Raw genomic sequence first — 23871 nt, 5'->3', positions numbered from 1 at the left:
GCATCCGGTCCAGCGCGGCCTTGGCGTACTTCTCGGTCTCCGGGTCGACGGTGATCACGTTCGGCACCCGGCCCTCGACCAGCGACTCCAGCGCCCAGACCAGGTGCGGCAGGTCGATCCGGTTCATGGTCGAGCAGAAGCAGACCGTGCGGTCCAGGAAGACGATCTCCTTGTCCGGGTGCGCGTTGGCCAGGCGGCGGACGAGGTTCAGCTCGGTGCCGATGGCCCACTTGGAGCCGGGCTCGGCGGCGTCCAGGGCCTTGATGATGTACTCGGTCGAGCCGACCTGGTCGGCGGCCGCGACGACCTCGTGCTTGCACTCGGGGTGCACCATCACGGTCACGCCGGGGATCCGCTCGCGGACGTCGTTCACGGAGTCCAGGCTGAACCGGCCGTGCACCGAGCAGTGGCCGCGCCAGAGGATCATCTTCGCGTTCCGCAGCTGCTCGGCGGTCAGACCGCCGTTCGGCTTGTGCGGGTTGTAGACGACGCAGTCGTCCAGCGAGAAGCCCATGTCCCGGACGGCGGTGTTGCGGCCGAGGTGCTGGTCCGGCAGGAAGAGCACCTTCTCGCCCTGCTCGAACGCCCACTCCAGGGCGCGCTTGGCGTTGGAGGAGGTGCAGATGGTGCCGCCGTGCCGGCCGGTGAAGGCCTTGATGTCGGCGGAGGAGTTCATGTACGAGACCGGGACGGTCACGTCGGCTATGCCGGCGTCGGTCAGCACGTCCCAGCACTCGGCGACCTGCTCGGCGGTGGCCATGTCGGCCATCGAGCAGCCGGCCGCGAGGTCCGGCAGGACGACCTGCTGCCGCTCGGAGGTGAGGATGTCCGCGGACTCGGCCATGAAGTGGACGCCGCAGAAGACGATGTACTCGGCTTCGGGGCGGGCCGCGGCGTCGCGGGCGAGCTTGAAGGAGTCGCCGGTGACGTCGGCGAACTCGATGACCTCGTCGCGCTGGTAGTGGTGGCCGAGGATGAAGACGCGGTCGCCCAGCGCGGCCTTGGCCGCGCGGGCACGCTCGACGAGGTTCGGGTCGGAGGCGGGGGGGAGGTCACCGGGGCATTCGACACCGCGCTCGCTGTTCGGGTCGGCCTCCCGGCCGAGCAGCAGCAGAGCGAGCGGCGTCGGGGTGGGGTCGACGCCGTGGGTCTCGGTGATGGTGGTGGTCACGGGCGGGTGCCCTTCTGTGCGGCCGATCAGGCGGTGAAGCCTTTTCGTCTATCTGACGCTATCTATGATAGCGGGTTAGCGTCAGAGTGACGATGGCCATTCTGTCGATGTGACGAGAACCGCTCGCCGAAACGGACTCCAACGGAGCCGATTGACCGATTTGGGGGGACCGGGCGTTTCCGAATCGATATTTCGAAGCCTGCGGGTATGGCTGAGGCCATGAAAGCAATTGCGATCAACCGCTACGGCGGTCCCGAGGTGGTCGAGTACACCGACCTGCCCGACCCCAAGGTCGGGCCCGACTCGGTCCTGGTGGAGGTACGGGCGGCCGGGGTGAACCCGGTGGACTGGAAGATCCGCGACGGCGCCCTGGACGGCATCCTCGACGTGCACTTCCCGCTGGTGATGGGCTGGGACGTGGCCGGCGTGGTCCGCGCGGTCGGCGGTGGGGTGACCGAGTTCGTCCCCGGCGACGAGGTGTACGGCTACGTCCGCAAGGACGCCGTCGAGCACGGCACCTACGCCGAACTGGTCTCCGCCCCGGTCCGCACCCTCGCCCGCCGGCCCGCCGCGCTGGACTGGGCGCAGTCCGGAGGCCTGCCGCTGGCCGGGCTCACCGCGCTGCAGGGCCTCAGGGCGCTGCGGATCGCCGAGGGCGAGACCGTCCTGGTGCACGCCGCGGCCGGCGGGGTCGGCCACCTGGCCGTCCAGCTGGCCCGGGCCTTCGGCGCCCGGGTGATCGGCACCGCCGCCGAGCGCAACCACGACTACCTGCGCGGCCTCGGAGCCGAGCCGGTCGTCTACGGCGAGGGCCTGGCCGAGCGGGTCCGCGCTCTCGCCCCGGACGGCGTGGACGCGGCCCTCGACCTGGTCGGCCGCGGCGCCGTGCAGGTCTCGGCGGGCCTGGTGGCGGATCCGGGCCGGATCGCATCGATCACCGACTTCGGCGTGAAGGCCCTCGGCGGCCACTACGTCTGGGTCCGCCCGAGCGCGGCCGACCTGGCCGAACTGGCCGCGCTCGCCGACGACGGCCGGCTGACCGTCACCGTCGCCTCCACCTTCCCGCTCGCCCAAGCGGCCTCCGCCCAGGCGCTCAGCGCCGAGGGCCGTACCCGGGGAAAGATCGTGCTCCTGGTGACGTGACGTGACGTCCGCCCTCCCGTCATCCATTGGCGGTGAACTCGTTCAGGTCATCCGCCAGAATGGTGACGAACCGTTTCGGCAGTGGCCGCCGCCGGGACGTCCCCCTCACCCCCTCGCACGACCCGTGGAGCCCCGCACCGATGACCAGCAGCCGAGCGCACGAGGTGGTCGGGGCCGACCTGGACGAGACCGACCGGCAGCTCCTCGCCCGCCTCGGCAGCGACGGTCGCGCCTCCTACGCCGAGATCGGTCTCCAGGTCAACCTCTCCGCCACCGCCGTGCGCCGCCGGATCGACCGGCTCAGGGCGCGCGGCGTGGTGCGGGGCTTCACCGTGGTGCTCGACCCGGCCGTGCTCGGCTGGCAGACCGAGGCCTTCGTCGAGGTCTACTGCCGCGAGCGCACCGCCCCCGAGGAGATCCTCGCCAGCCTCCGCCAGTTCCCCGAGGTGGTCGCCGCCTGGACGGTCACCGGCGACCCTGACGCCCTGGTCCACCTGCGGGCGGCCGACACGCGGCACCTGGAGGCCGTCATCGAGCGCATCCGCCGCGAGCCCGGCGTCCAGCGCAGCCGCTCCTCGGTGGTCCTCTCCCAGCTGATCGGCTGACCAGGAAGACGGCGCGCAGGAAAGCTGCGCGGACCGCCCCGAAGACGCTCGAAAGCTGCCTGACCAGCCGCGTTCCGACGCGCGGCGAAGCACCCCCGCTGCCTACGCTGATCACGTCCGGTCAGCGCGGTGAGGCCTCCCGCCGACCGGATCCCCCCGACACCCACAGCCGAGAGGGACAGCCGTGTCCGCAGTACCCGACCGCATGCACCGGCCCGACAACGAACTGGTCGACCTGGTTTTCGACTACATGCGGGAGCGGCTGCAGTACGACCCCGTCCCGCTCGACCACCCAGGTGACGGCGAACACCTGCGCGCCCAGCTGGCCGGCCTGCTGAACCAGGACGGCAACAACCCGGTCGACGTGCTCAAGCTCTACGACCACGAGCTGTCCCGCGCGGTCATCTCCGCCGACAGCCCGCGCTACCTGTCCTTCATCCCGTGCGCCCCCACCAAGGCCGCGCTGCTGTTCGACATGGTCGTCTCCTGCGCCTCGCTCCAGGGCATCTCCTGGCTGGAGGCGGCCGGCGCGATCGCCGCCGAGAACCAGGTGCTGCGCCTGATCGCCGACCGGGCGGGCCTGCCCGGGACGGCCGGCGGCTGCTTCGTCTCCGGCGGTTCGGCGGGCAACCTCTCCGCCCTCGTCGTCGCCCGCGACACCGCCCGCCGCCGGCTGGCCAATGACAGTCGTCACAGTGGCCCGGAGGCGCGGCTGCGGATCGCCGTCGCCGACCAGGTGCACTCCTCGGTCAAGAACACCTTCAACATCATCGGCGTCGAGGCCTTCAAGGTCCCGACCGTCGACCGCCGGTTCACCGGCGAGGCGCTGCGCGCCGCACTGGCCGCCGACCCGAACCCGGAGACCGTGATCGCGGTCGTCGGCACCGCCGGCACCACCAACGAGGGCATCGTCGACGACCTCGCGGGCCTGGCCGAGGTCGCCCGCGAGCGCGAGCTGTGGTTCCACGTCGACGGCGCTTACGGCGGCGCGGGCCTGTTCGCCCCCTCGGTGCGCGAGCGCTACAACGGCATCGAGCTCGCCGACTCCTTCGTGGTCGACCCGCACAAGTGGCTGTTCGCCCCCTTCGACTGCGCCGCGCTGATCTACCGCAACCCGCAGCTCGCCCGCGCCGTGCACACCCAGGACGCCTCCTACCTGGACGTCCTGCACACCGAGGGCGACGAGTGGAACCCCACCGACTACGCCTACCACCTGACCCGGCGCGCCCGCGGCCTGCCCCTCTGGTTCTCGCTGGCCGTCCACGGTGTCCAGGCCTACACCGACGCCATCGAGGCCGGCCTGACGCTGGCCCGGGAGACCGCGGAGCTGATCCGCGGGACCGAGTACCTGGAGCTGCTGTTCGACCCGCAGCTCTCGGCGGTCTGCTTCAAGCGCAAGGGCTGGACCAACGACGACTACTACCGCTGGTCGCAGCAGCTGCTCGCGGACCAGATCGGCTTCGTGACCCCGACCGGCTGGGACGGCGAGACGGTCGCCCGCTTCGCCTTCCTGCACCCGGGCACGACCATGGCGATGGTCCGGGAGATCCTGGACACCATGGCCTGATCCACTCGCCCCGCGTACGGCCCCCACCGGAACCGCCCGGCCGGGGGCCGTACGCGTCCCCGCATCCCTACAGGAACGCCCCGCTCGGCAGGTACGGCGCCGGCGGCCGCATCCCGCGCACCCCGACGAAGCCCCCGCTCTCCGGCGTCAGCCCGACCTCCAGCCCGACGTCCAGCGCCCACTCCTGCTCCGCGGTGAGGAACTCCACCCGCGCCTCGACCCCGCCCGGCACCCGGGCCAGCGCCTCCCGCAGCAGCCGGGCGGCGATCCGCTTGCTGGTGGCCGCCAGCAGCTTCACCCCGCCGCCGTCCCGGTAGCAGTAGCCGCTGCCGGCCAGCGCGTCGGCGACCAGCAGTTCCTCGAAGTGCCCCAGCATCAGCGGGTGGTCCGGGCCGTGCGCGGAGCCGCGCAGCCGCCGGTCCACCGAGTCCAGCAGGTGCAGGTGGGTGGCGTTGCCGCGGTGCACCGGTATGTCCCCGGGGTCGATCAGCCCCTCGCGGTCCACCCGCCCGGTCAGCCGCATCGCCGGGTGCAGGGTGAACCCGGCCAGCCGGTAGCGCCGCGCCGCCGCCGGGGCGTCGGAGGCGCAGACCATCCCGCGGAGGCAGCCCCGGGCGTGCGCCACCGCCCGCTCCATCAGCAGCCGCCCGACCCCCTCGCCCCGCGCCGACGGGCGGACCGCGAACAGCGAGGGCGACCACAGGCCCTCCCGGCGCATCGACAGCACCACCCCGACCGCCTCCCCGCCGCTCTCGGCCAGCCAGCAGCCGCCGGGGTCGGTGCGCGCCAGGTGCCTGGTCCGGGCCAGCTGCAGCGGGGTCGGCCTCGGCGGCGCGTGGTCGGCGGAGGATTCGGCGAACGCGGCGAAGGACAGCTCCTGGACGGCCTCCGCGTCCGCCGCGGTGTCCCTGACCTGGCGAAGGATCATGCCGACCATCCTGGCGTCCGTCGGCCGGCCGCGGGGGCCGTTCACCCGGATCCGCGACTCGGGCGGTGACCGCTCCCCGCCGGTGTGCGAGCATGGGGAGCGTAGGGGACGCGGGTGGCACACCCGGCCCACGGAAACCAGCCGCCGAACAGGCCGCAGAAATCCTTCGCCGTCCGGGAAATGAAACCGGGCGGCCGTTGGTTGGCACTGGCGGCAGACCGTCGCCAAGACCGGGAGAAAGCAGATGACCGTCCAGGACGAGACCACTGTCGAGAGTGGCATCCTCCTCACCGATGCCGCCGCGGCCAAGGTCAAGGGCCTGCTGGAGCAGGAAGGCCGCGACGACCTCGCGCTGCGCGTCGCCGTCCAGCCCGGTGGCTGCTCGGGCCTGCGTTACCAGCTGTTCTTCGACGAGCGCTCGCTCGACGGCGACGTGATCAAGGACTTCGGCGGCGTGAAGGTCGTCACCGACCGGATGAGCGCCCCGTACCTGGGCGGCGCCACCGTCGACTTCGTCGACACCATCGAGAAGCAGGGCTTCACGATCGACAACCCGAACGCCACGGGCTCCTGCGCCTGCGGCGACTCCTTCAGCTAAGCCTGAAGCGCGCCCGCTGAAGCGGTGAGGCGGCCCCGGGGATCTCCCCGGGGCCGCCTCTTCACATCCGCCTCCAGGGCTACTGGCCGGCCACGTCCGGGGTGACCGGGTCCGGCCCGGCGTGCGGGTCGCCCTCCAGCGGCACGTCCTGGCCGCTCGACTGGTCGACCACCGTCCGCCCGGCCAGCGGCGAGCGCAGATCGGCGGAGACCGACTGCCGCTTGGCCAGCGCGGAGCAGGCCTGCCCGGGCTGGACGACCGACGGGCCCACCACGACCAGGACGTCCACCCGGCCCGGCTGCGACTCGTCCGCCTTCAGCGCGTACTTGGTGCAGACCCCGCCGAAGAAGTAGACGGTCAGCCTGTTGCTGCCGTCCATCCGGTAGCCGACCGGCGGGCGCGCCCCGGTGCCGACCCCGGTCCCGGCCGGGTTGGGCTCACCGGGGGCGATCCCGTTGACCGGGGGAGTGGCATCGGCCGACGGCCGCCCCGGGGCGGGCTCGGCCGGGGTGGCGGCCCAGCCGGTCGGCGGCGTCCGGCCGGGCGGGCTCGCGGCCGGAGCCGTCGTGGACGCGGTGTCGGAGGCCGTCGAGGCCGAGGGAGCGGCGGAAGCCGCCGCGCCGCCCGCCGCCGAGTCCGAGGAGCTCTTGCCGCCCCCGTTGCACCCGGCCACCGTCACCACCGCGGCCAGGACCAGACCCGCCAGGGCCACCGCCCGCCGACCGCGCCGGGGCATCGTCTCCAGATCCATCTGCACATCCTCCCGAGGGCTCAGCGGCGCCGCCTCCTCGGCCGCTCCGCGCGGATCTGACGTGCCCCGGTCGGATCCGGTTCCGCTTCCCACCCGCACGACTCACATGCCGTACTCGGCCATTCCCGCGACCAGCCGCTGCGCCCCGGACGTGACCCGGAAGCCGACGGAGGCGGGGGCGGCCGGCTCCGGGCCGGCGGCCGACTGCGGCCAGAACCGGCGCAGCCGCCGGGAGGAGCTCACCAGCGCGTCGAGGGAATCACCGTCCGCGTCGGCGCGGGGAACGGACAGCGGGGAGTGCTCGGGCATCATCGGACATCGCTCCGATCCAGGGCCGTGGCCGCACTGCCACGGTCGACGACGGGGCCCGCCTCGTCCGGCAGGGCCCCGGGGCCGACCCTAGGCCGGGCCCCGTCGGCCCACCAGTGCTACCCGGAGGTAGTACACATTCGGAGGCCTCGGGTGCCACCATGGCCGCGAGGGGTGGCCGGTTCCGGCACCATTGCTGGCGCCCAGGCCAGGCCCGGTACCGTAAGTGGGTTCATTCGTGCCCACCCGCTCGCCCCCGCCGCCACTGAGGAGACCTTCGTGCGCATCGCCGTCGCCGGCTCGATCGCCACCGACCACCTGATGACGTTCCCCGGCCGATTCGCCGACCAGCTCGTCGCCGAGCAGCTGCACACCGTGTCGCTGTCGTTCCTGGTCGACGCCCTGGACATCCGCCGCGGCGGGGTCGCGCCGAACATCACGTTCGGCATGGGCGTCCTCGGCCTGCGGCCGATCCTGGTCGGCGCCGCCGGCTCGGACTTCGCCGAGTACCGCAGCTGGCTGGAGCGCAACAACGTGGACTGCGACTCCGTCCACATCTCCGAGACCCGGCACACCGCCCGCTTCATGTGCACCACGGACGAGGACCACAACCAGATCGCCTCGTTCTACACCGGCGCCATGGCCGAGGCCCGCAACATCGAGCTCAAGCCGATCGCCGACCGCGTCGGCGGCCTCGACCTCGTCCTGGTCGGCGCCGACGACCCGCAGGGCATGGTCCGCCACACCCAGGAGTGCCGCACCCGCGGCTACGCCTTCGCCGCCGACCCCTCCCAGCAGCTGGCCCGCCTGGACGGCGAGGACATCCGCGAGCTGGTGGACGGCGCCGCGTACCTGTTCACCAACGAGTACGAGGCCGCGCTCATCGAGACCAAGACCGGCTGGGACGCCGAGGAGATCCTCACCCGCGTCGGCACCCGGATCACCACCCTGGGCAGCAAGGGCGTCCGGATCGACCGCAAGGGCGAGGCGTCGATCCTGGTCGGCTGCGCCCCCGAGGAGGCCAAGGTCGACCCGACCGGCGTCGGCGACGCCTTCCGGGCCGGCTTCCTGACCGGCCTGGCCTGGGAGCTCGACCTGGAGCGCGCCGCCCAGCTGGGCTGCATGCTCGCCACCCTGGTGATCGAGACCGTCGGCACCCAGGAGTACGAGCTGCGCCCGAACACCTTCCTGACGCGCTTCGAGGCCGCCTACGGCGCCGAGGCCGCCGCGGAGATCCGCGCGCACCTGGTCAAGTAGTCCGCCGGACGACGAGGTAGGCCGAGCCCCGGTCGCCGCCGTACTCGGCGGCCGGGGCCTCGCCCGCGTACTCCTGCCCGCGCATCTCGCACCAGGCCGGGACGTCCAGCCGGGCCGCCTCGTCGTCCGACAGCACGGCGACCGTGCCGCCCACCGGCACCTCGCCGATCCGCTTCGCCAGCTCGATCACGGGCAGCGGGCAGCGCTTGCCCAGGGCGTCGATGACCAGCAGCGACTCCGATGCGCTCGACGGCGCCGGCAGGTCCAGCCCGAGCGGGGCCCGTACGCCCGCGACCAACTCCGGCAGCACGGTGAGGAAGCGCTCCACGTCCGCCTCGGCCGTCCCGTACGGCAGCGAGACCCGGACGTTCCCCTCGGTGAGCACCCCCATCGCGGCCAGCACATGGCTGGGCGTCAGGGTGGAGGAGGTGCAGGAGGAGCCGGAGGAGACGGCGAAGCCGGCCCGGTCCAGCTCGGTGAGCAGCACCTCGCCGTCCACGTACAGGCAGGAGAAGGTGACGATGTGCGGCAGCCGCCGCACCGGGTCGCCGACCACCTCGACCTCGGGCACCAGCTGCGGCACCCGGGTACGGATCCGCTCCACCAGCGCGTGCAGCCGGGCGTTCTCCCGCTCGGCCTCGGCCCGTACGGCGCGCAGCGAGGCGGCCGCGGCCACGATGGCGGGAACGTTGACGTAGCCGGGCACCCGCCCGCCCTCGCGCTCGTCGGTGGGCAGCGGCGAGGCGTAGCGGACGTCCTTGCGGACGGCCAGGACGCCGACCCCGGGCGGCCCGCCCCACTTGTGCGCGCTCGCGGTCAGCAGCGACCAGCCCGCCGGGACGTCCACCCGTCCGACGCTCTGCGCCGCGTCCACCAGCAGCGGCACCCCGGCCCCGGCGCACAGCGCGGCGACCTCGCCGACCGGCTGGACGGTTCCCACCTCGTGGTTGGCGCTCTGCAGGGCGGCCAGCGCGGTGTCGGCGCGCAGCAGGGCGCCGAAGGCCTCGGGGTCCACCCGCCCGGCGCGGTCCACCGGGGCCACCGAGACCTCGCCGCCGCCCGCCTCGTGGCGTTCGGCGACGTGCAGCACGCTGGAGTGCTCCACCGCCGAGTGCACCAGGTGGCCGCCGCGCCGCCGGTTCCCAGCCAGCGCGCCCAGCATGCCGAGCTGGACGGCCTGGGTGCCGCTCGCGGTGAAGGAGATCTCGTCCGCCCGCGCGCCCAGGACGGCGGCCACCGTCTCGCGCGCGGCGTCCAGCAGCATCCGGGCCTGCCGGCCGGAGCGGTACAGCCGGGCCGGATCGGCCCAGCCCTCGTCCAGGGCGGCGGTCAGGGCCTGCCGCGCGACGGGGTGCAGAGGGGCCGTCGAGGCCACGTCGAAGTACACGGTCACATTTAACGACACACCCGGGCGCGTCGGGCCCGGTTCCGGTTGCTCACCGGCCGTCAGTCGATCACCCCGAATGTCCGCTTCGTCCGGTGCCGACGGGCCGTCATCCCCGTTGTCCGAGGTCATCCCCCGATCGGGCGTATGGACCTCGAATGCCTGGGATGACCTGCGGCGCAGCCCCTGCCGGGCCTGATCGGGCGACCGGGCGGCGCGTTACCGGGGGCTGCCCGTCAGGAGCGCATAAGGCTGGAGTAGGGTTTGGCCCGCATAAGCATTCAAACCGTGCCCGTGGTCGGGTCGCCAGGGAGGGTCCAAGCCCTCCCTCGGTGCGACGCGAAGGCGGGCGAGACTTCGGGAAGGCGCTACGTGAGTCCCAACGGCTCCGACCGCTCGCCGCGGCGCACGATGCGGCGGAAGCTGCCTCAGGCGCTGGCACTGGGCCTCGTCATCGCGACCGCCACCGGCTGCTCGGCCAACGACCTCCCCAGGCTTGGCCTCCCGAGCCCGGTCACGAAGGAAGGACCCATGGTCCTCCAGATGTGGCAGGGCTCCTGGATCGCGGCACTGGTGGTCGGCGTACTGATGTGGGGTCTGATCATCTGGAGCGTGATCTTCCACCGGCGCAAGCGCACCGGTGTGGAGGTCCCCCCGCAGACCCGGTACAACGTGCCCATCGAGGCGCTCTACACCGCGGTCCCCATCATTATCGTCTCGGTCCTCTTCTACTTCGTCGCCCGCGACGAGTCGAAGCTGACGCAGGTCTCCGAGAAGCCGCAGCACTACGTCAACGTGGTCGGCTTCCAGTGGAGCTGGGCGTTCAACTACGAGAACACCGAGACCCCTGACCCGGCCAACAAGGACGCCGCCTACGAGGTCGGTACGCCCAAGGAGGCGCCGACGCTGTGGCTGCCGGTCAACGAGACGGTGCAGTTCCGTCTCACCTCGCGTGACGTCATCCACGACTTCTGGCCCGTCAACTTCATGATGAAGATGGACGTCGTGCCGGGCGTGGTGAACAAGTTCGAGGTCACCCCGACCGTCAAGGGCGAGTACATGGGCAAGTGCGCCGAGCTCTGCGGCGTCGACCACTCGCGCATGCTGTTCAACGTCAAGGTCGTCGACCGCGCCGACTACGACAAGCACCTGGCCGAGCTTCGCGCCAAGGGTCAGAACGGCGCGGTGCCCTCCGGCCTCATCGGCATGGGAAGTGAAGAGAAGTGACCATCCTCAACGAGCCCGCCGCGGCCGGCGGGGGCGCCGGTGCCGTCACGGTCGGGGCGCAGCGGACCCGCAAGCCGGGTGCGACCATCATCAAGTGGCTGACGACCACTGACCACAAGACGATCGGCACCCTGTACCTGGGCACGTCGTTCGCCTTCTTCCTGATCGGCGGCATCCTCGCCCTGGTCATGCGTGCCGAGCTGGCTCGTCCCGGGACCCAGATCCTGTCGAACGAGCAGTTCAACCAGGCGTTCACGATGCACGGCACGATCATGCTGCTGATGTTCGCGACGCCGCTGTTCTCCGGTTTCGCGAACTGGATCATGCCGCTTCAGATCGGCGCGCCGGACGTGGCCTTCCCGCGTCTGAACATGTTCGCGTACTGGCTGTACCTCTTCGGCTCGGTCATCGCGGTCGCGGGCTTCGTGACCCCGAACGGCGCCGCCGACTTCGGTTGGTTCGCCTACTCCCCGCTGTCGGACGCGGTGCACTCGCCCGGCGTCGGCGGCGACATGTGGATCATGGGTCTGGCCTTCTCCGGCTTCGGCACGATCCTCGGTGCGGTCAACTTCATCACCACGATCATCTGCATGCGCGCTCCGGGCATGACGATGTTCCGGATGTCGATCTTCGTCTGGAACACCCTGCTGACCGCGGTGCTGATCCTGCTGGCCTTCCCGGTGCTGGCCGCCGCGCTGTTCGCCCTGGAGGCGGACCGCAAGTTCGGTGCCCACGTCTTCGACCCGGCCAACGGCGGGGCGATGCTCTGGCAGCACCTGTTCTGGTTCTTCGGTCACCCCGAGGTGTACATCATCGCGCTGCCGTTCTTCGGCATCATCTCGGAGATCATCCCGGTCTTCAGCCGCAAGCCGATGTTCGGCTACTCCGGTCTGATCGCGGCCACCATCGCGATCGCCGGTCTGTCCGTGACGGTGTGGGCGCACCACATGTACGTCACCGGACAGGTACTGCTGCCGTTCTTCTCGTTCATGACCTTCCTGATCGCGGTCCCGACCGGTGTGAAGTTCTTCAACTGGGTCGGCACCATGTGGAAGGGCTCGCTGAGCTTCGAGACGCCGATGCTGTGGACGGTCGGCTTCCTGGTCACCTTCCTCTTCGGTGGTCTGACCGGTGTTCTGCTGGCCTCCCCGCCGATCGACTTCCACGTCTCGGACTCGTACTTCGTCGTCGCCCACTTCCACTACGTGGTCTTCGGCACCGTCGTCTTCGCGATGTTCGCCGGCTTCCACTTCTGGTGGCCGAAGATGACCGGCAAGATGCTGGACGAGCGCCTCGGCAAGATCACCTTCTGGACGCTGTTCTTCGGCTTCCACACCACCTTCCTGGTGCAGCACTGGCTCGGCGCGGAGGGCATGCCCCGCCGTTACGCCGACTACCTGGCCTCGGACGGCTTCACCACCCTGAACACCGTCTCGACCATCGGCTCCTTCGTGCTGGGCCTGTCGATCCTGCCGTTCCTCTACAACGTCTGGAAGACGGCCAAGTACGGCGAGAAGATCGAGGTCGACGACCCGTGGGGCTTCGGCCGCTCGCTGGAGTGGGCGACCTCCTGCCCGCCGCCGCGGCACAACTTCCTCACCCTGCCCCGGATCCGCTCCGAATCCCCGGCCTTCGACCTCCACCACCCGGAGATCGCCGCGCTGGACTACCTGGAGAACCACGGTGAGCCGGCCAAGCACCTCGCCGGTGTGACCCCGGCGAAGTACGACGCCCCGAAGCTGGGCAAGGGCAAGCAGGAGGGTGACGCCTGATGAAGGAACAGGGAAAGATCTTCCTGGGCCTGTCGGTCTTCGTGCTGGCGATGGCCATCACCTACGGCCTGTGGAGCAACAGCTCGGACCACGGCCTGGAGGCCGCCGGTACCACGGCGCTGTTCCTGGCCTTCGGCCTCTGCGCCTTCATCGGGTACTACCTCGCCTTCACCGCCCGTCGGGTGGACAGCGGCGCGGGTGACAACCCCGAGGCCGAGGTCGCGGACGACTCCGGCGAGCTGGGCTTCTTCGCCCCGCACAGCTGGCAGCCGCTCTCGCTGGCGCTCGGTGGCGCGCTCGCCTTCCTGGGCGTGATCTTCGGCTGGTGGCTGATGTTCTGGGCCGCCCCGATCATCCTGATCGGCATCTTCGGATGGGTCTTCGAGTTCTACCGGGGCGAGAACCAGAACCAGTAGGGTTCCGCTTCCGACAACAGGGCCGGTCCCCCCGCACGGGGGACCGGCCCTGTTGCGTCCTGTTGAGTGAGGAACTCACTCAACGGGGTGAACGCGGCGTCGTCCGGATGTCGTTTCGGCACGGTCACTTCCTACGATCTGATCAATCGTGCGAAACCCTCGGAGGCGGTCATGGCCGACAGGCGCGGACTCGCAGGCATCGGCGGCATCTCACTGGCCCTCGCGGTACTGGCCCCGCTGGCCGCCTGCACGTTCGGCGGGGACGACGAGCCCACCGGGCCGCACCGGATCGACGCGGCCCGGCTCGTCCACGTCTCGGCCGAGGGCACGGTGGACCCCTCCCAGCCGGTCGCCGTGACCGCCGTGCCGGGCAGCCGGCTCACCGACGTCACCATGACCGGTTCGGACGGCCGGGTGGTGGCCGGCGTGCTCGCCGACGACCAGCGCAGCTGGCAGACCACCGGGCGGCTGAAGGCCGGCACCTCGTACACCGTCCGGATCTCCGCCGCCGACGGCAGGAACGGGCGCGGCGACACCACCGCGAAGTTCGGCACCCTCGCCGCCCAGCGCCTGCTCACCGCCAAGCTGGGCCCGGACTCCTCGGGCAGCGGGATCTACGGGGTGGGCCAGCCCCTCACCGTGCAGCTCTCCGAGGCGGTGAAGGACCCGCTGGCCCGTCAGGAGGTCGAGCGCCTCCTGACCGTGAGCTCCCAGCCCGCCGTCACCGGCGCCTGGTACTGGGTGGACGACAAGGAACTGCACTTCCGGCCGGAGGAGTACTGGCCGGCCGGCACGACCGTCGCCCTGGCCTTCGACGGCACCGGCAGCCGGATCTCCGACGGCCTCTACGGCGGGGACCGCAGCTCGCTCCGGCTGCGGATCGGCGCGCGGGTCGAGACGGTGATCGACGCGGCCGCCCACGTGCTCACCCTCAAGCGCAGCGGCGAGGTGCTCCGGACCATCCCGGTCACCACCGGCAAGCCCGGCTTCGACACCCGCAACGGCATCAAGGTGGTGCTCGGCCAGGAGCGCTCGGTGCGGATGAACGGCGAGACGATCGGGCTCAAGGCCGGCAGCTCGGAGTCGTACGACCTCAACGTGGAGTGGGCCACCCGGGTGACGTGGAGCGGCGAGTACGTCCACGCGGCGCCCTGGTCGGTGAACTCGCAGGGCGTGGTGAACGTCAGCCACGGCTGTACCGGCATGAGCACCGACAACGCCAGGTGGTACTTCGACAACACCCGGATCGGAGACCTCGTGACGGTGGTGAACAGCCTCGGCCACTCGATGGAGCCCTTCGGCAACGGCTTCGGCGACTGGAACGTCTCCTGGACGGACTGGATCAAGCACAGCGCCCTCGGGCAGCCCCTCACCACCACCGCACCGGCCGCCCAGGCCCCTGCCGCGGGGATGGCCCGACCGGAGCTCTGAGGGCCCGCCCAGGGCCGTCCCAGGGCCCTCTCAGGCCTCCGGGTAGGCCACCGCCAGGGCGGTCACCACGGCGGCCAGGGCGTCCTCCCGGGAGAGCCCGAGCCGGTTCGCCCGCGCGGCGAACTCGGCGGCGGCCTCGACGGCCAGCCGGTGGGCGGCGTCCCCGGTGGCCGCGATCAGGGTGCCGCGCCGTCCGTGGGTCTCCACCACACCGTCCGCCTCCAGCTCCCGGTAGGCCCGGGCGACCGTCCCGGCGGCCAGCCCCAGCTCCTCGGCCAGGGCCCGGACGGTGGGCAGCCGCAGCCCGGCCGGCAGCGCGCCGGAGCGGGCCTGCTCGGCGATCTGGGCGCGGATCTGCTCGTACGGGGGAGTGGCGGCGGCGGGGTCGACGGACAGCTGCACGGGTGCTCCTGGAGGCGGTGCGGGTACGGGGGCCGGCGGATGCGGAAAGGCCGAGGGCCGCCGACCAGATGAACTCTGGTCAGCGGCCCTCGGGGTGACGCGGGGGTGCGTACGGGATCAGTGGTGGCCGTGGCCGCTGGTGATCTCGTGGTGCTCCTCGGCGGTGGGCTTGGGGATCTGGTTGCCCTCGCCGTAGAAGCCGCGGGAGAGCTTGGCCCGGGTGCGGGTGAGGACGCCGGCCTTGCGGGCCACGCCGTTCTCGTCCGTCTGGGCCGGCAGCTCCACCGGCTGGTTCTGCTCGTGCGCGGTGAGCTTGTACAGGTCCTTCTGCGGCAGCTGCGCGTGCACCTCGATGAACTCGCCGTGCGGCAGGCGCTTGATGACACCCGTCTCGCGGCCGTGCAGCACCTTCTCCTTGTCACGGCGCTGCAGGCCGAGGCACCAGCGCTTGGTGATGAAGAAGACGACGACCGGGACCACGAAGAAGCCGACGCGGACGAAGTAGGTGATCGAGTTGATCGACAGGTGCAGGTGGGTGGCGAACAGGTCGTTGCCACCACCGATCAGCAGCACCAGGTACAGGCTGATCCAGGCGGCACCCAGGGCGGTGCGGACCGGGGCGTTGCGCGGGCGGTCCAGGATGTGGTGCTCGCGCTTGTCGCCGGTGATCCAGCCCTCGATGAACGGGTAGACCGCGATCGCGACCAGGACCAGCGGGAAGATCATCAGCGGGACGAAGACACCCAGGTTCAGGGTGTGGCCCCACAGGCTGATCTCCCAGCCCGGCATGACACGGATCAGGCCCTCGGAGAAGCCCATGTACCAGTCCGGCTGGGCGTCGGTGGACACCTGGTCGGGGCGGTACGGGCCGTAGGCCCAGATCGGGTTGATCGTGGCGATCGCCGAGACGGCGGCGATCAGACCGAAGACCAGGAAGAAGAAGCCACCGGCCTTGGCCATGTAGACCGGCATCAGCGGCATGCCGACGACGTTCTTCTCGGTCTTGCCCGGGCCCGCCCACTGGGTGTGCTTGTGGTAGAAGACCAGGATCAGGTGCGCCACCAGCAGGCCGAGCATGATGCCCGGGATCAGCAGCACGTGGATGGTGAAGAAGCGCGGCACGATGTCGTGGCCGGGGAACTCGCCCCCGAACAGGAACATCTGGATGTAGGTGCCGACCAGCGGGACCGCGAGGATCGCGCCTTCCATGAAGCGGATACCGGTACCCGACAGCAGGTCGTCCGGCAGCGAGTAGCCGAAGAAGCCGTCGAACATGCCCAGGACCAGCAGCAGGAAGCCGAAGACCCAGTTGATCTCACGCGGCTTGCGGAACGCGCCGGTGAAGAACACGCGCATCATGTGCACGAGCATCGCGGCCACGAAGACCAGGGCGGCCCAGTGGTGGATCTGGCGGATCAGCAGACCGCCGCGGATCTCGAAGCTGATGTCCACCGTGGAGGCGTACGCCTCCGACATCCCGATGCCCTTGAGGGGCACGTACGAGCCGTTGTAGACGACCTCGGCCATCGACGGCTTGAAGAACAGCGTCAGGTAGACACCGGTCAGGATGATGATGATGAACGTGTAGAGGCAGATCTCGCCCAGCATGAAGGACCAGTGGTCCGGGAAGATCTTCCGCAGGTTGGCCTTGGCGAGGGAGTAGATCCCCAGCCGGCCGTCCGTCCAGTCAGCCGCGGCCTCCCACTTGTTGGCGGGCTTGGCGCGCGTGCTGGAGGGCTTGGCGGCACCGGTCGTGGTGCTGCTCGCGCTACTCATCGAGCACGCTCCCAGAAGCTCGGGCCGACGGGCTCGTCGAAGTCGCCGGTGGCGACCAGGTTGCCCTTCTCGTCAGTGGTGATCTTCAGCTGCGGCAGCGGGTGGCCGGCCGGGCCGAAGATGACGCGCGCGCCGTCCGCCAGGTCGAAGGTCGACTGGTGGCAGGGGCAGAGCGCGTGGTGGGTCTGCTGCTCGTACAGGCTGATCGGGCAGCCGACGTGGGTGCAGATCTTGGAGTAGGCGAGGATGCCCTCGAAGCCCTTCTCCTTGGACTTGTCGTCCTTGATGTCCTCCGGCGCGATGCGCACCAGCATCAGGGCGTCCTTGGCGATGCGCTGCTGGAAGTCCTCGCTGTGGGTGGTCAGACCCTCCGGCATGGCGAAGGTCAGCGAGCCGACGAGGATGTCCTCCGGCTTCATCGGCTGCATCGTGTTCATGTTGATGAGCTGCAGCGGCTTGGCCTCGGTCGCCTCCTTCCAGCCGGTCTCCTTGAGCTTCTTCTCCGGCAGCGGGCCCAGGTCGCGGAGCAGGACCACGCCGGAGAGCGGGACCAGCGCCATCGAACCGATGAGGGTGTTGCGGATCATCTTGCGGCGACCGAAGCCCGACTCGGCGGCACCGGTCTTGAACTGCTCGATGACGTCCGCGCGGACCTCCTCGGAGGCCTCGATCGGGTGACGCTCGGCGGGCAGCTCGACGTCCGACATCAGGGTGCGGGCCCAGTGGACCGCGCCCGCGCCGATCATGAACAGCGCGACGCCCAGGGTCAGGCCCAGCGCGAAGTTCAGCGCGCTGACGTGACCGAGCGGGAAGATGTAGACGATCTTGTCCGGGTCGATGGCCACGTACGAGGCGATGAAGGCGACGGTGGCGAGCATCGAGACCACGAACATCAGCGAGACCTGGCGCTCGGCGCGCTTGGCGGCCCGCTCGTCGATGTCGGTGCGGCGGGGCTCGTGGGCCGGCAGGCCCGGGTCGGCGAACGGGTCGCCGTGGCCGGCCACCTCGCCGGCGGAGCCGTGAGACTCCGGGAGCTTCTCTTCTGACATGTCGTGGCTCATGACTTCTTGGCCTTGGTGGTGTGGGCGGCGACCCAGATCGCGACCGCGATGAGCGCTCCGAGACCGAAGATCCAGCCGAACAGGCCCTCGGTCACCGGACCGAGGCTGCCCAGGGTGAGACCGCCGGGGTTGGGCTCATCGTTGGTGGTGTGGCGGACGAAGGCCACGATCTGCTTCTTCTGCTCCTCGGGCATGGTGGTGTCCGGGAACGACGGCATGTTCTGCGGGCCGGTCTGCATGGCCTCGTAGATGTGCTTGGCGTCCACGCCCTCCAGCGACGGGGCGTACTTGCCCTTGGTCAGGGCACCACCCTGGCCGGCGAAGTTGTGGCACTGGGCGCAGTTGGTGCGGAACAGCTCGCCACCCTTGGAGATGTCCTCCGGGTTGGTCGAGGTGTACTGCTGGGGCTCGGGCGTCACCGGGCCGGGGCCGAGGGAGGCGACGTAGGCGGCGAGCTGGTCGATCTCGGCCTGCGTGTAGATGTTCTTCTTGCGCGGCACCTGGGCGCCGGGCTGCTGGGCCGGCATGCGGCCGGTGCCGACCTGGAAGTCGACAGCGGCGGAGCCCACGCCGACCAGGCTCGGACCGTCGCTGCTGCCCTGGCCGTTCAGGCCGTGGCAGGAGGAGCAGCCCACGGCGAAGAGCTTCTTGCCCTCATCGATCGCGAGCGACTGCGCGGCGACGTCGGCCTGCGCCTTGTCGGCGGGCGCGAACGCGGCGTACAGCCCCCCGGTTGCCGCCAGGGCGAGAAGTAGGACGACCAGCGCCGCCAATGGGTGGCGCCGTCGTGCGGAGAGCTTTTTCACGGAATAACCCCGGTGTCAGGATCTGGTCGACTGGTGGGTGCACCCGGCGGCCGGTCTGGCCGGCACGAGGCTGCCTGTCCAAGGCTGCGCGCGCGGTCGGTCGGTGGGAGCGTCGGCACCGGCAGAAGCGGCCCGTCGCCGGTGAGGGCGGGGGCCGCAGCCGGTGGCCAGCGACCTGATCAGCTGGTTACTTGATCAGGTAGATGGTCGCGAACAGGCCGATCCACACGACGTCGACGAAGTGCCAGTAGTACGACACGACGATCGCGGCGGTGGCCTGCTCGTGCGTGAAGCGCTTGGCTGCGTACGTCCGTCCCAGGACCAGCAGGAAGGCGATCAGACCACCCGTCACGTGCAGACCGTGGAAGCCGGTGGTCAGGTAGAACACCGTGCCGTACGGGTCGGAGGACAGCGAGAGGCCGTCGTTCTTGACCAGCTCGGTGTACTCGAAGACCTGGCCGCCGATGAAGATCGCGCCCATCATGAACGTGATGATGAACCACATGCGGAGCTTCTTCACGTCCCCGCGCTCGGCGGCGAACACGCCGAGCTGGCAGGTCAGCGAGGAGAGCACCAGGATCGTGGTGTTGACCGAGGAGAACGGCACGTTCAGCGCGTGCGCCTTCTCGGTCCAGAACTCGGCTCCCTTGACGGAGCGGAGCGTGAAGTACATCGCGAAGAGGGCCGCGAAGAACATCAACTCGGAACTGAGCCAGACGATCGTTCCGACGCTGACCATGTTCGGTCGGTTGACCGATCCGTGCGCGTGCCCGGTTTCTACTGCTGTTGCTGTCGCCACGACGGACATTATGTCGGTCCCTTATTCCGTCTTCACGCCGGGGGGTGTCCCTCGGAGTGTCCGGTGCGTGCGGTATGCCCCCTTGCGGGCCGACGGGGTGTCCGGACGGTGGCTGAGCAGCGGCGTGTCCCTTTTCTGACGGTTCCTCGACGGGGCCCGCGGCCCCCTTGTCCGGCGCGCCGATGCACGGTCGGCGCAACGCCCGGGGTGAGGGGGCAGGGTGTCATATCGGCCATACGGGTGGACCGGTCGGGTCCGGGTGACGGGCGGTCCTCCGGGCGGGTGAGCCGCGGGCGCGGCGGCTCGGGGAGGAACGTGCGCGAGGGGGCCCGGCCCCGGGGGAAACGGGAGTAGCATCCGGATCAGGTGAACGTGGTCCGGATCACACTTGAGGGAGCAGGATCCATGGCGTACACGACCGACGAGACGCTCACCGTCCTCGTCTACAGCGACGACCGCAACACCCGCGAGCAGGTGCTGACGGCGCTCGGCCGGCGGCCCGCCGAGGATCTTCCGGAACTGTCCTACCTCGAGTGCGCGACCACCCCCGCCGTGCTCAAGGCCCTGGAGAAGGGTGGCGTCGACCTCTGCATCCTGGACGGCGAGGCGGTGCCGGCCGGCGGGCTCGGCCTCGGGCGCCAGCTCAAGGACGAGATCTACGGCTGCCCGCCGGTGCTGGTGCTGATCGGCCGGCCGCAGGACTCCTGGCTCGCCGCCTGGAGCCGGGCCGACGCCGCGATCTCCCGCCCGGTGGACCCGGTGGCGCTGGCCGAGGCGGTCGCCGCCCTGCTGCGGGCCCGGCTGGCGAAGCGGGCCCCGGTCGTCGGCTGAGCGGTGCCGTCTCAGTAGTGGAGAAGGCGGGGCCGTGGTCGCCCCGCCGCTCGATAGGCTGGCTCCATCCTTACGGACGTCCCCCGGAGCGGGGGAACAGACGACAGCTGGAGTCAGCCATGGTGAACGTGAACCCTGCGAACGGCGGTAGCGACCCCGCGCAGGTGATCCGCACCTGGCCGGACCTCCTGGCGGCGCTGTTGAAGGGGGAGGACCTCGACCGCGCGTCCACCGCGTGGGCGATGGACCGGATCATGAGCGGCGAGGCGTCCCCCGTCCAGGTGGCGGGGTTCATGGTGGCGCTGCGGGCCAAGGGCGAGACGGTCGACGAGATCGCCGGGCTGGTGGACGCGATGTACGCGCACGCCGAGCCGCTGCACATCCCCGGCCCGGCCGTGGACATCGTCGGCACCGGCGGCGACCGGGCGAAGACCGTCAACATCTCCACCATGTCGGCGATCGTCGCGGCGGCCGCCGGGGCCAAGGTGGTCAAGCACGGAAACCGGGCGGCGTCCTCGGCCAGCGGCTCCTCGGACGTGCTGGAGAAGCTCGGGGTGGCGCTGAACCTGTCGGCCCGGCGGGTCGCCGAGGTGGCCGAGGAGGTCGGGCTCACCTTCGCCTTCGCGGCGAAGTTCCACCCCTCGATGCGGCACGCCGCCACCGCGCGGCGCGACCTCGGCGTGCCGACCGCCTTCAACATCCTCGGCCCGCTGACCAACCCGGCCAAGGTCACCTCGCACGCGATCGGCTGCTTCGACACCCGGCTGGCCGGACTGATCGCCGGGGTGCTCGCCCGGCGCGGGGCGACCGCGCTGGTGTTCCGGGGCGACGACGGGCTGGACGAGCTGACCATCACCACCACCTCGCGGATCTGGCTGGTGCGCGACGGGGCGGTCACCGAGACCTCCTTCGACCCGCGGGACGTCGGCATCGAGCTGGTGGGCATCGAGGCGCTGCGCGGGGCGGACGCCGCCTACAACGCGGACGTCGCGCGCCGGCTGCTGGCCGGGGAGCGGGGGCCGGTCCGGGACGCCGTCCTGCTGAACACCGCGGCGGCGCTGGTCGCGCTCGAACTGGGCGACGCGCCGCTGACCGAGCAGCTCGCGGCGGGCATGGCGCGGGCGGCCGAGGCCATCGACTCGGGCGCGGCGCAGGACCTGCTGCGGCGCTGGTCGGAGGCCACCAGCCGTAGCTGAGACGGCAGTTGAGGGCCCGTACCGGTGTGCCGGTGCGGGCCCTCGGGCTGTCCGGATGGTGGATATCCGTTTGACCACCCGACGGACGCGACCTACAGTCGTGGCCAGGTCATGAGCGACAGCGCCAAGCCCCAGCTGGCTGTCCGGCAACCCTCCGTCCGTGGCGGGGTGCCCTGGGTGAGGACCGGGTCGCTCGGCAAGCAGTCCGTGCGACAAGCGCGGACGCCCGACGACTAGCACTCCCGGGGTCCCTTACCCCTGAAGGAGTGCATCCTCATGTCGGTTTCCATCGAAATCTGCGCCCCGCTCGCCGTTCTCGGCCAGGACGTCCAGGTCCCGCTCGCCAGCGGTGAGAAGGTCGGCTACGCGGCGCTGGACTACGCGGCCAGCTCGCCGGCGCTCCAGCGGGTGTGGGACGACGTCGCCGCGTACGCCCCGTACTACGGCAGCGTGCACCGCGGCGCCGGGTACCTCTCGCAGCTGTCCACCGACCTGTTCGAGCAGAGCCGCCGGACCGTCGCCGAGTTCCTCGACCTGCGCGAGGGCGACCAGGTGGTCTTCACCCGCGCGACCACCGACTCGCTCAACCTGCTGGCCGCCGCCCTGCCGGCCGGCACCCGGGTGTTCGCCTTCGAGACCGAGCACCACGCCTCGCTGCTGCCCTGGGCGCACGCCGGGCTGGAGGTCGGCTACCTGCGGGCGCCGCGCTCGCGCGCCGAGGCGGTGGCAGCCCTGGACGCCGCGCTGGCCGCCGCGCCCGAGGGGCCGAAGCTGCTGTGCGTCACCGGCGCCTCCAACGTGACCGGCGAGCTGTGGCCGGTCGCCGAGCTGACCGAGACCGCGCACCGGCACGGCGCCCGGGTGGTGCTGGACGCCGCCCAGCTGGCCCCGCACCACCGGGTCTCCGTGCGCGAGCTGGACGTCGACTGGATCGCCTTCTCCGGGCACAAGATCTACGCGCCGTTCGGCGCCGGGGTGCTGGCCGGGCGGACGGACTGGCTGGACGCGGCCGAGCCGTACCTGGCCGGCGGCGGGGCGACCCGGACGGTGGCCCGGGAGGCGGACGGCTCGGTGGCGGTCGAGTGGCACACCGGCCCGGCCCGGCACGAGGCCGGCTCGCCGAACGTCATCGGCGCCTACGCGATCGCCTCGGCCTGCCGGGCGCTGACCGAGGCCGGCTTCGACGCGCTGGAGGCCCGCGAGCGGCAGCTGGTCGACCGGCTGACGGCGGGCCTGGCGGAGATTCCGCAGGTCAAGGTGCTGAGCCTGTTCGGCACCGACTCGGCCCGGGTGGGCGTGCTGTCCTTCGTCGTCCAGGGCTGGAACAGCTCGCACTTCTCGGCGGCGCTGTCCGCCGAGTACGGCATCGGGGTGCGCGACGGCCTGTTCTGCGCCCACCCGCTGGTGCGCACCCTGCTCGGGGATGAAGAGGCGGCGCCGTCCGAGTGCGGTGCGCCCGAGCCCTCGCTGCCGGGCGAGCGCAGCCTGAACGCGATCCGGGTGAGCTTCGGCGCCGGGACGCCGGACGAGCACATCGAGCGCTTCCTGACCGCCGTCCGCGAGCTGGTCACGGACGGCGCGGCCTGGAACTACCGCAACGAGGGCGGGCGTTGCGTCGCCGACACTCGTCGCGAGGGCTGAGCGGGGGGTTGGGCGGGGCGCTCGCTACTCGTCCAGGCCGAGGGCGAAGGCGGCCTCCAGGTCGTGCTGGGAGTAGGTGCGGAAGGCGATGTGGGTCTCGGTGTGGACCACCCCCGGGACCTTGTTCAGCCGGCCCGGGATGACCTCGGCGAGGTCGTCGTGCTGGCGCACCCGCACCATCGCGACCAGGTCGTAGCCGCCGGTCACCGAGTACACCTCGCTGACACCCTCGATGGCGGCGATGGCCTCGGCGATCTCCGGGATGCGGTCGACACTGGTCTTGATCAGGACGATGGCGGTGATCACTGTTCGGGCTCCTTTGTGGGGTGCGGCCAGCGTATCGGGCGTCAGCCGGGGCGGCGCCGGGGGTGGCCGACGACCGTGCAGGCGAAGAGGAACCCGGCCGAGAAGCCGATCACGTGGACCAGGTAGGCCACACCGGGCCCGGCCGAGTGCACCGACCACCACTGAAGCGCGAACCAGAGGCCGAGCACCAGCCAGGCCGGGAAGCGCAGCGGTAGGAAGAACAGCAGAGGGACGAGGGTGGTCACCCGGGCCCGCGGGTGGAAGCGCAGGTAGGCGCCGAGCACGGCGGAGATCGCCCCCGAGGCGCCGATCAGGACCCGGGTGGAGTCCGGCGAGTGGGTCTCGGCGAGCGCGAAGCCGTACGAGGCCAGGCTGCCGGCGGCCAGGTAGAAGAGGAGGTACCTGGCCCGGCCGACCCGGCGTTCGACGGTGGGGCCGAAGACGTAGAGGAAGAGCAGGTTGCCCAGCAGGTGCAGCCAGCCGGCGTGCAGGAA

24 protein-coding genes and 1 riboswitch are annotated in these 23871 nt (G+C 71.1%); of the genes, 12 read left to right on the top strand and 12 right to left on the bottom strand.

Annotated elements, in window-relative coordinates; translation table 11 throughout:
- On the bottom strand, positions 1–1171 hold a 1171-nt coding region (nadA, locus tag J0670_RS05060), incomplete at its 3' end, for a quinolinate synthase NadA (RefSeq protein WP_307806384.1).
- 219 nt (positions 1172–1390) lie between these two features.
- On the opposite strand from nadA, the gene J0670_RS05055 reads away from it, so the two are divergent.
- From J0670_RS05055 to J0670_RS05045, 3 genes are all read left to right on the top strand, one after another.
- The gene (locus J0670_RS05055) at positions 1391–2314 is read left to right on the top strand and encodes an NADP-dependent oxidoreductase (RefSeq protein WP_207810006.1); all 924 of its coding nucleotides are present in this window, start codon (positions 1391–1393) and stop codon (positions 2312–2314) included.
- A 140-nt stretch (positions 2315–2454) separates the two neighbouring features.
- Positions 2455–2919, top strand: a complete 465-nt coding sequence (locus tag J0670_RS05050) for an Lrp/AsnC family transcriptional regulator (RefSeq protein ID WP_207810004.1) — start codon at positions 2455–2457, stop codon at positions 2917–2919.
- A gap of 184 nt (positions 2920–3103) precedes the next feature.
- On the top strand, positions 3104–4486 hold the full coding sequence (locus J0670_RS05045; protein WP_307806383.1) for a pyridoxal-dependent decarboxylase: 1383 nt from the start codon (positions 3104–3106) through the stop codon (positions 4484–4486).
- A gap of 67 nt (positions 4487–4553) precedes the next feature.
- Here J0670_RS05045 and J0670_RS05040 read toward each other — a convergent pair whose 3' ends face one another.
- Positions 4554–5414 (bottom strand): GNAT family N-acetyltransferase, encoded by an 861-nt coding sequence (locus J0670_RS05040; protein WP_207810002.1) that lies wholly within the window; start codon positions 5412–5414, stop codon positions 4554–4556.
- A gap of 244 nt (positions 5415–5658) precedes the next feature.
- On the opposite strand from J0670_RS05040, the gene J0670_RS05035 reads away from it, so the two are divergent.
- On the top strand, positions 5659–6012 hold the full coding sequence (locus J0670_RS05035; RefSeq protein ID WP_045298952.1) for an iron-sulfur cluster assembly accessory protein: 354 nt from the start codon (positions 5659–5661) through the stop codon (positions 6010–6012).
- Between the two features lie 79 nt (positions 6013–6091).
- Here the strand turns inward: J0670_RS05035 and J0670_RS05030 are convergent, their stop codons facing one another.
- A complete protein-coding gene (locus J0670_RS05030) occupies positions 6092–6763 on the bottom strand; it encodes a hypothetical protein (RefSeq protein WP_207810000.1) in 672 nt (223 codons plus the stop codon).
- Positions 6764–6865: 102 nt separating this feature from the next.
- Positions 6866–7075 (bottom strand): hypothetical protein, encoded by a 210-nt coding sequence (locus tag J0670_RS05025; RefSeq protein WP_207809998.1) that lies wholly within the window; start codon positions 7073–7075, stop codon positions 6866–6868.
- A gap of 276 nt (positions 7076–7351) precedes the next feature.
- Here J0670_RS05025 and J0670_RS05020 point away from each other — a divergent pair, with 276 nt between their 5' ends.
- A complete protein-coding gene (locus tag J0670_RS05020) occupies positions 7352–8329 on the top strand; it encodes a carbohydrate kinase family protein (RefSeq protein WP_207809996.1) in 978 nt (325 codons plus the stop codon).
- Here J0670_RS05020 and J0670_RS05015 read toward each other — a convergent pair.
- Complete coding sequence (locus J0670_RS05015; RefSeq protein WP_307806382.1) at positions 8322–9716, bottom strand: aminotransferase class V-fold PLP-dependent enzyme; 1395 nt, start codon at positions 9714–9716, stop codon at positions 8322–8324. The genes J0670_RS05020 and J0670_RS05015 overlap by 8 nt on opposite strands.
- Before the next feature lie 369 nt (positions 9717–10085).
- Between J0670_RS05015 and coxB the strand changes: the two genes are divergently transcribed.
- The 4 genes from coxB (at position 10086) to J0670_RS04995 (ending at position 14559) form a co-directional block, all read left to right on the top strand.
- Positions 10086–10940: a cytochrome c oxidase subunit II gene (gene coxB / locus J0670_RS05010; protein ID WP_207809994.1), complete on the top strand. Its 855-nt coding sequence runs from the start codon at positions 10086–10088 to the stop codon at positions 10938–10940.
- The gene (ctaD, locus tag J0670_RS05005; RefSeq protein ID WP_207809991.1) at positions 10937–12712 is read left to right on the top strand and encodes a cytochrome c oxidase subunit I; all 1776 of its coding nucleotides are present in this window, start codon (positions 10937–10939) and stop codon (positions 12710–12712) included. The genes coxB and ctaD overlap by 4 nt, the downstream gene beginning before the upstream one ends.
- A complete protein-coding gene (locus J0670_RS05000) occupies positions 12712–13128 on the top strand; it encodes a cytochrome c oxidase subunit 4 (protein WP_207809989.1) in 417 nt (138 codons plus the stop codon). The genes ctaD and J0670_RS05000 overlap by 1 nt, the downstream gene beginning before the upstream one ends.
- A gap of 171 nt (positions 13129–13299) precedes the next feature.
- On the top strand, positions 13300–14559 hold the full coding sequence (locus J0670_RS04995; RefSeq protein WP_207809988.1) for an Ig-like domain-containing protein: 1260 nt from the start codon (positions 13300–13302) through the stop codon (positions 14557–14559).
- 30 nt (positions 14560–14589) lie between these two features.
- Here J0670_RS04995 and J0670_RS04990 read toward each other — a convergent pair whose 3' ends face one another.
- The 5 genes from J0670_RS04990 to J0670_RS04970 form a co-directional block, all read right to left on the bottom strand.
- Positions 14590–14961: a GntR family transcriptional regulator gene (locus J0670_RS04990; protein ID WP_207809986.1), complete on the bottom strand. Its 372-nt coding sequence runs from the start codon at positions 14959–14961 to the stop codon at positions 14590–14592.
- A 117-nt stretch (positions 14962–15078) separates the two neighbouring features.
- On the bottom strand, positions 15079–16737 hold the full coding sequence (locus J0670_RS04985; RefSeq protein WP_207809984.1) for a ubiquinol-cytochrome c reductase cytochrome b subunit: 1659 nt from the start codon (positions 16735–16737) through the stop codon (positions 15079–15081).
- Positions 16734–17786 carry a ubiquinol-cytochrome c reductase iron-sulfur subunit gene (locus J0670_RS04980; RefSeq protein WP_207809983.1) on the bottom strand — a complete coding sequence of 351 codons (1053 nt, stop codon included), beginning with the start codon at positions 17784–17786 and terminating at the stop codon, positions 16734–16736. The genes J0670_RS04985 and J0670_RS04980 overlap by 4 nt, the downstream gene beginning before the upstream one ends.
- A gap of 8 nt (positions 17787–17794) precedes the next feature.
- Positions 17795–18604 carry a c-type cytochrome gene (locus J0670_RS04975; RefSeq protein WP_207809980.1) on the bottom strand — a complete coding sequence of 270 codons (810 nt, stop codon included), beginning with the start codon at positions 18602–18604 and terminating at the stop codon, positions 17795–17797.
- A gap of 187 nt (positions 18605–18791) precedes the next feature.
- Positions 18792–19412, bottom strand: a complete 621-nt coding sequence (locus tag J0670_RS04970) for a heme-copper oxidase subunit III (protein ID WP_207809978.1) — start codon at positions 19410–19412, stop codon at positions 18792–18794.
- Between the two features lie 396 nt (positions 19413–19808).
- Here J0670_RS04970 and J0670_RS04965 point away from each other — a divergent pair, with 396 nt between their 5' ends.
- The 3 genes from J0670_RS04965 (at position 19809) to J0670_RS04955 (ending at position 23071) form a co-directional block, all read left to right on the top strand.
- On the top strand, positions 19809–20234 hold the full coding sequence (locus J0670_RS04965; RefSeq protein ID WP_207809977.1) for a hypothetical protein: 426 nt from the start codon (positions 19809–19811) through the stop codon (positions 20232–20234).
- Between the two features lie 119 nt (positions 20235–20353).
- Positions 20354–21430: an anthranilate phosphoribosyltransferase gene (trpD, locus tag J0670_RS04960; protein WP_207809975.1), complete on the top strand. Its 1077-nt coding sequence runs from the start codon at positions 20354–20356 to the stop codon at positions 21428–21430.
- 107 nt (positions 21431–21537) lie between these two features.
- Positions 21538–21655: riboswitch (SAM riboswitch) on the top strand.
- 51 nt (positions 21656–21706) lie between these two features.
- Positions 21707–23071: an aminotransferase class V-fold PLP-dependent enzyme gene (locus J0670_RS04955; protein ID WP_207809972.1), complete on the top strand. Its 1365-nt coding sequence runs from the start codon at positions 21707–21709 to the stop codon at positions 23069–23071.
- 24 nt (positions 23072–23095) lie between these two features.
- Here the strand turns inward: J0670_RS04955 and J0670_RS04950 are convergent, their stop codons facing one another.
- Positions 23096–23377 carry an Lrp/AsnC ligand binding domain-containing protein gene (locus J0670_RS04950; RefSeq protein ID WP_207809970.1) on the bottom strand — a complete coding sequence of 94 codons (282 nt, stop codon included), beginning with the start codon at positions 23375–23377 and terminating at the stop codon, positions 23096–23098.
- A gap of 41 nt (positions 23378–23418) precedes the next feature.
- The coding region (locus J0670_RS04945) for a rhomboid family intramembrane serine protease (RefSeq protein ID WP_207809968.1) at positions 23419–23871 on the bottom strand (453 nt) is incomplete at its 5' end.

Origin of the sequence: Streptomyces sp. FH025, from assembly GCF_017427025.1 — a bacterium.
Lineage (GTDB): Bacteria > Actinomycetota > Actinomycetes > Streptomycetales > Streptomycetaceae > Kitasatospora.
Note: the sequence above shows the minus strand (reverse complement) of the source record. Positions and strands in the feature narration are given on the sequence as shown.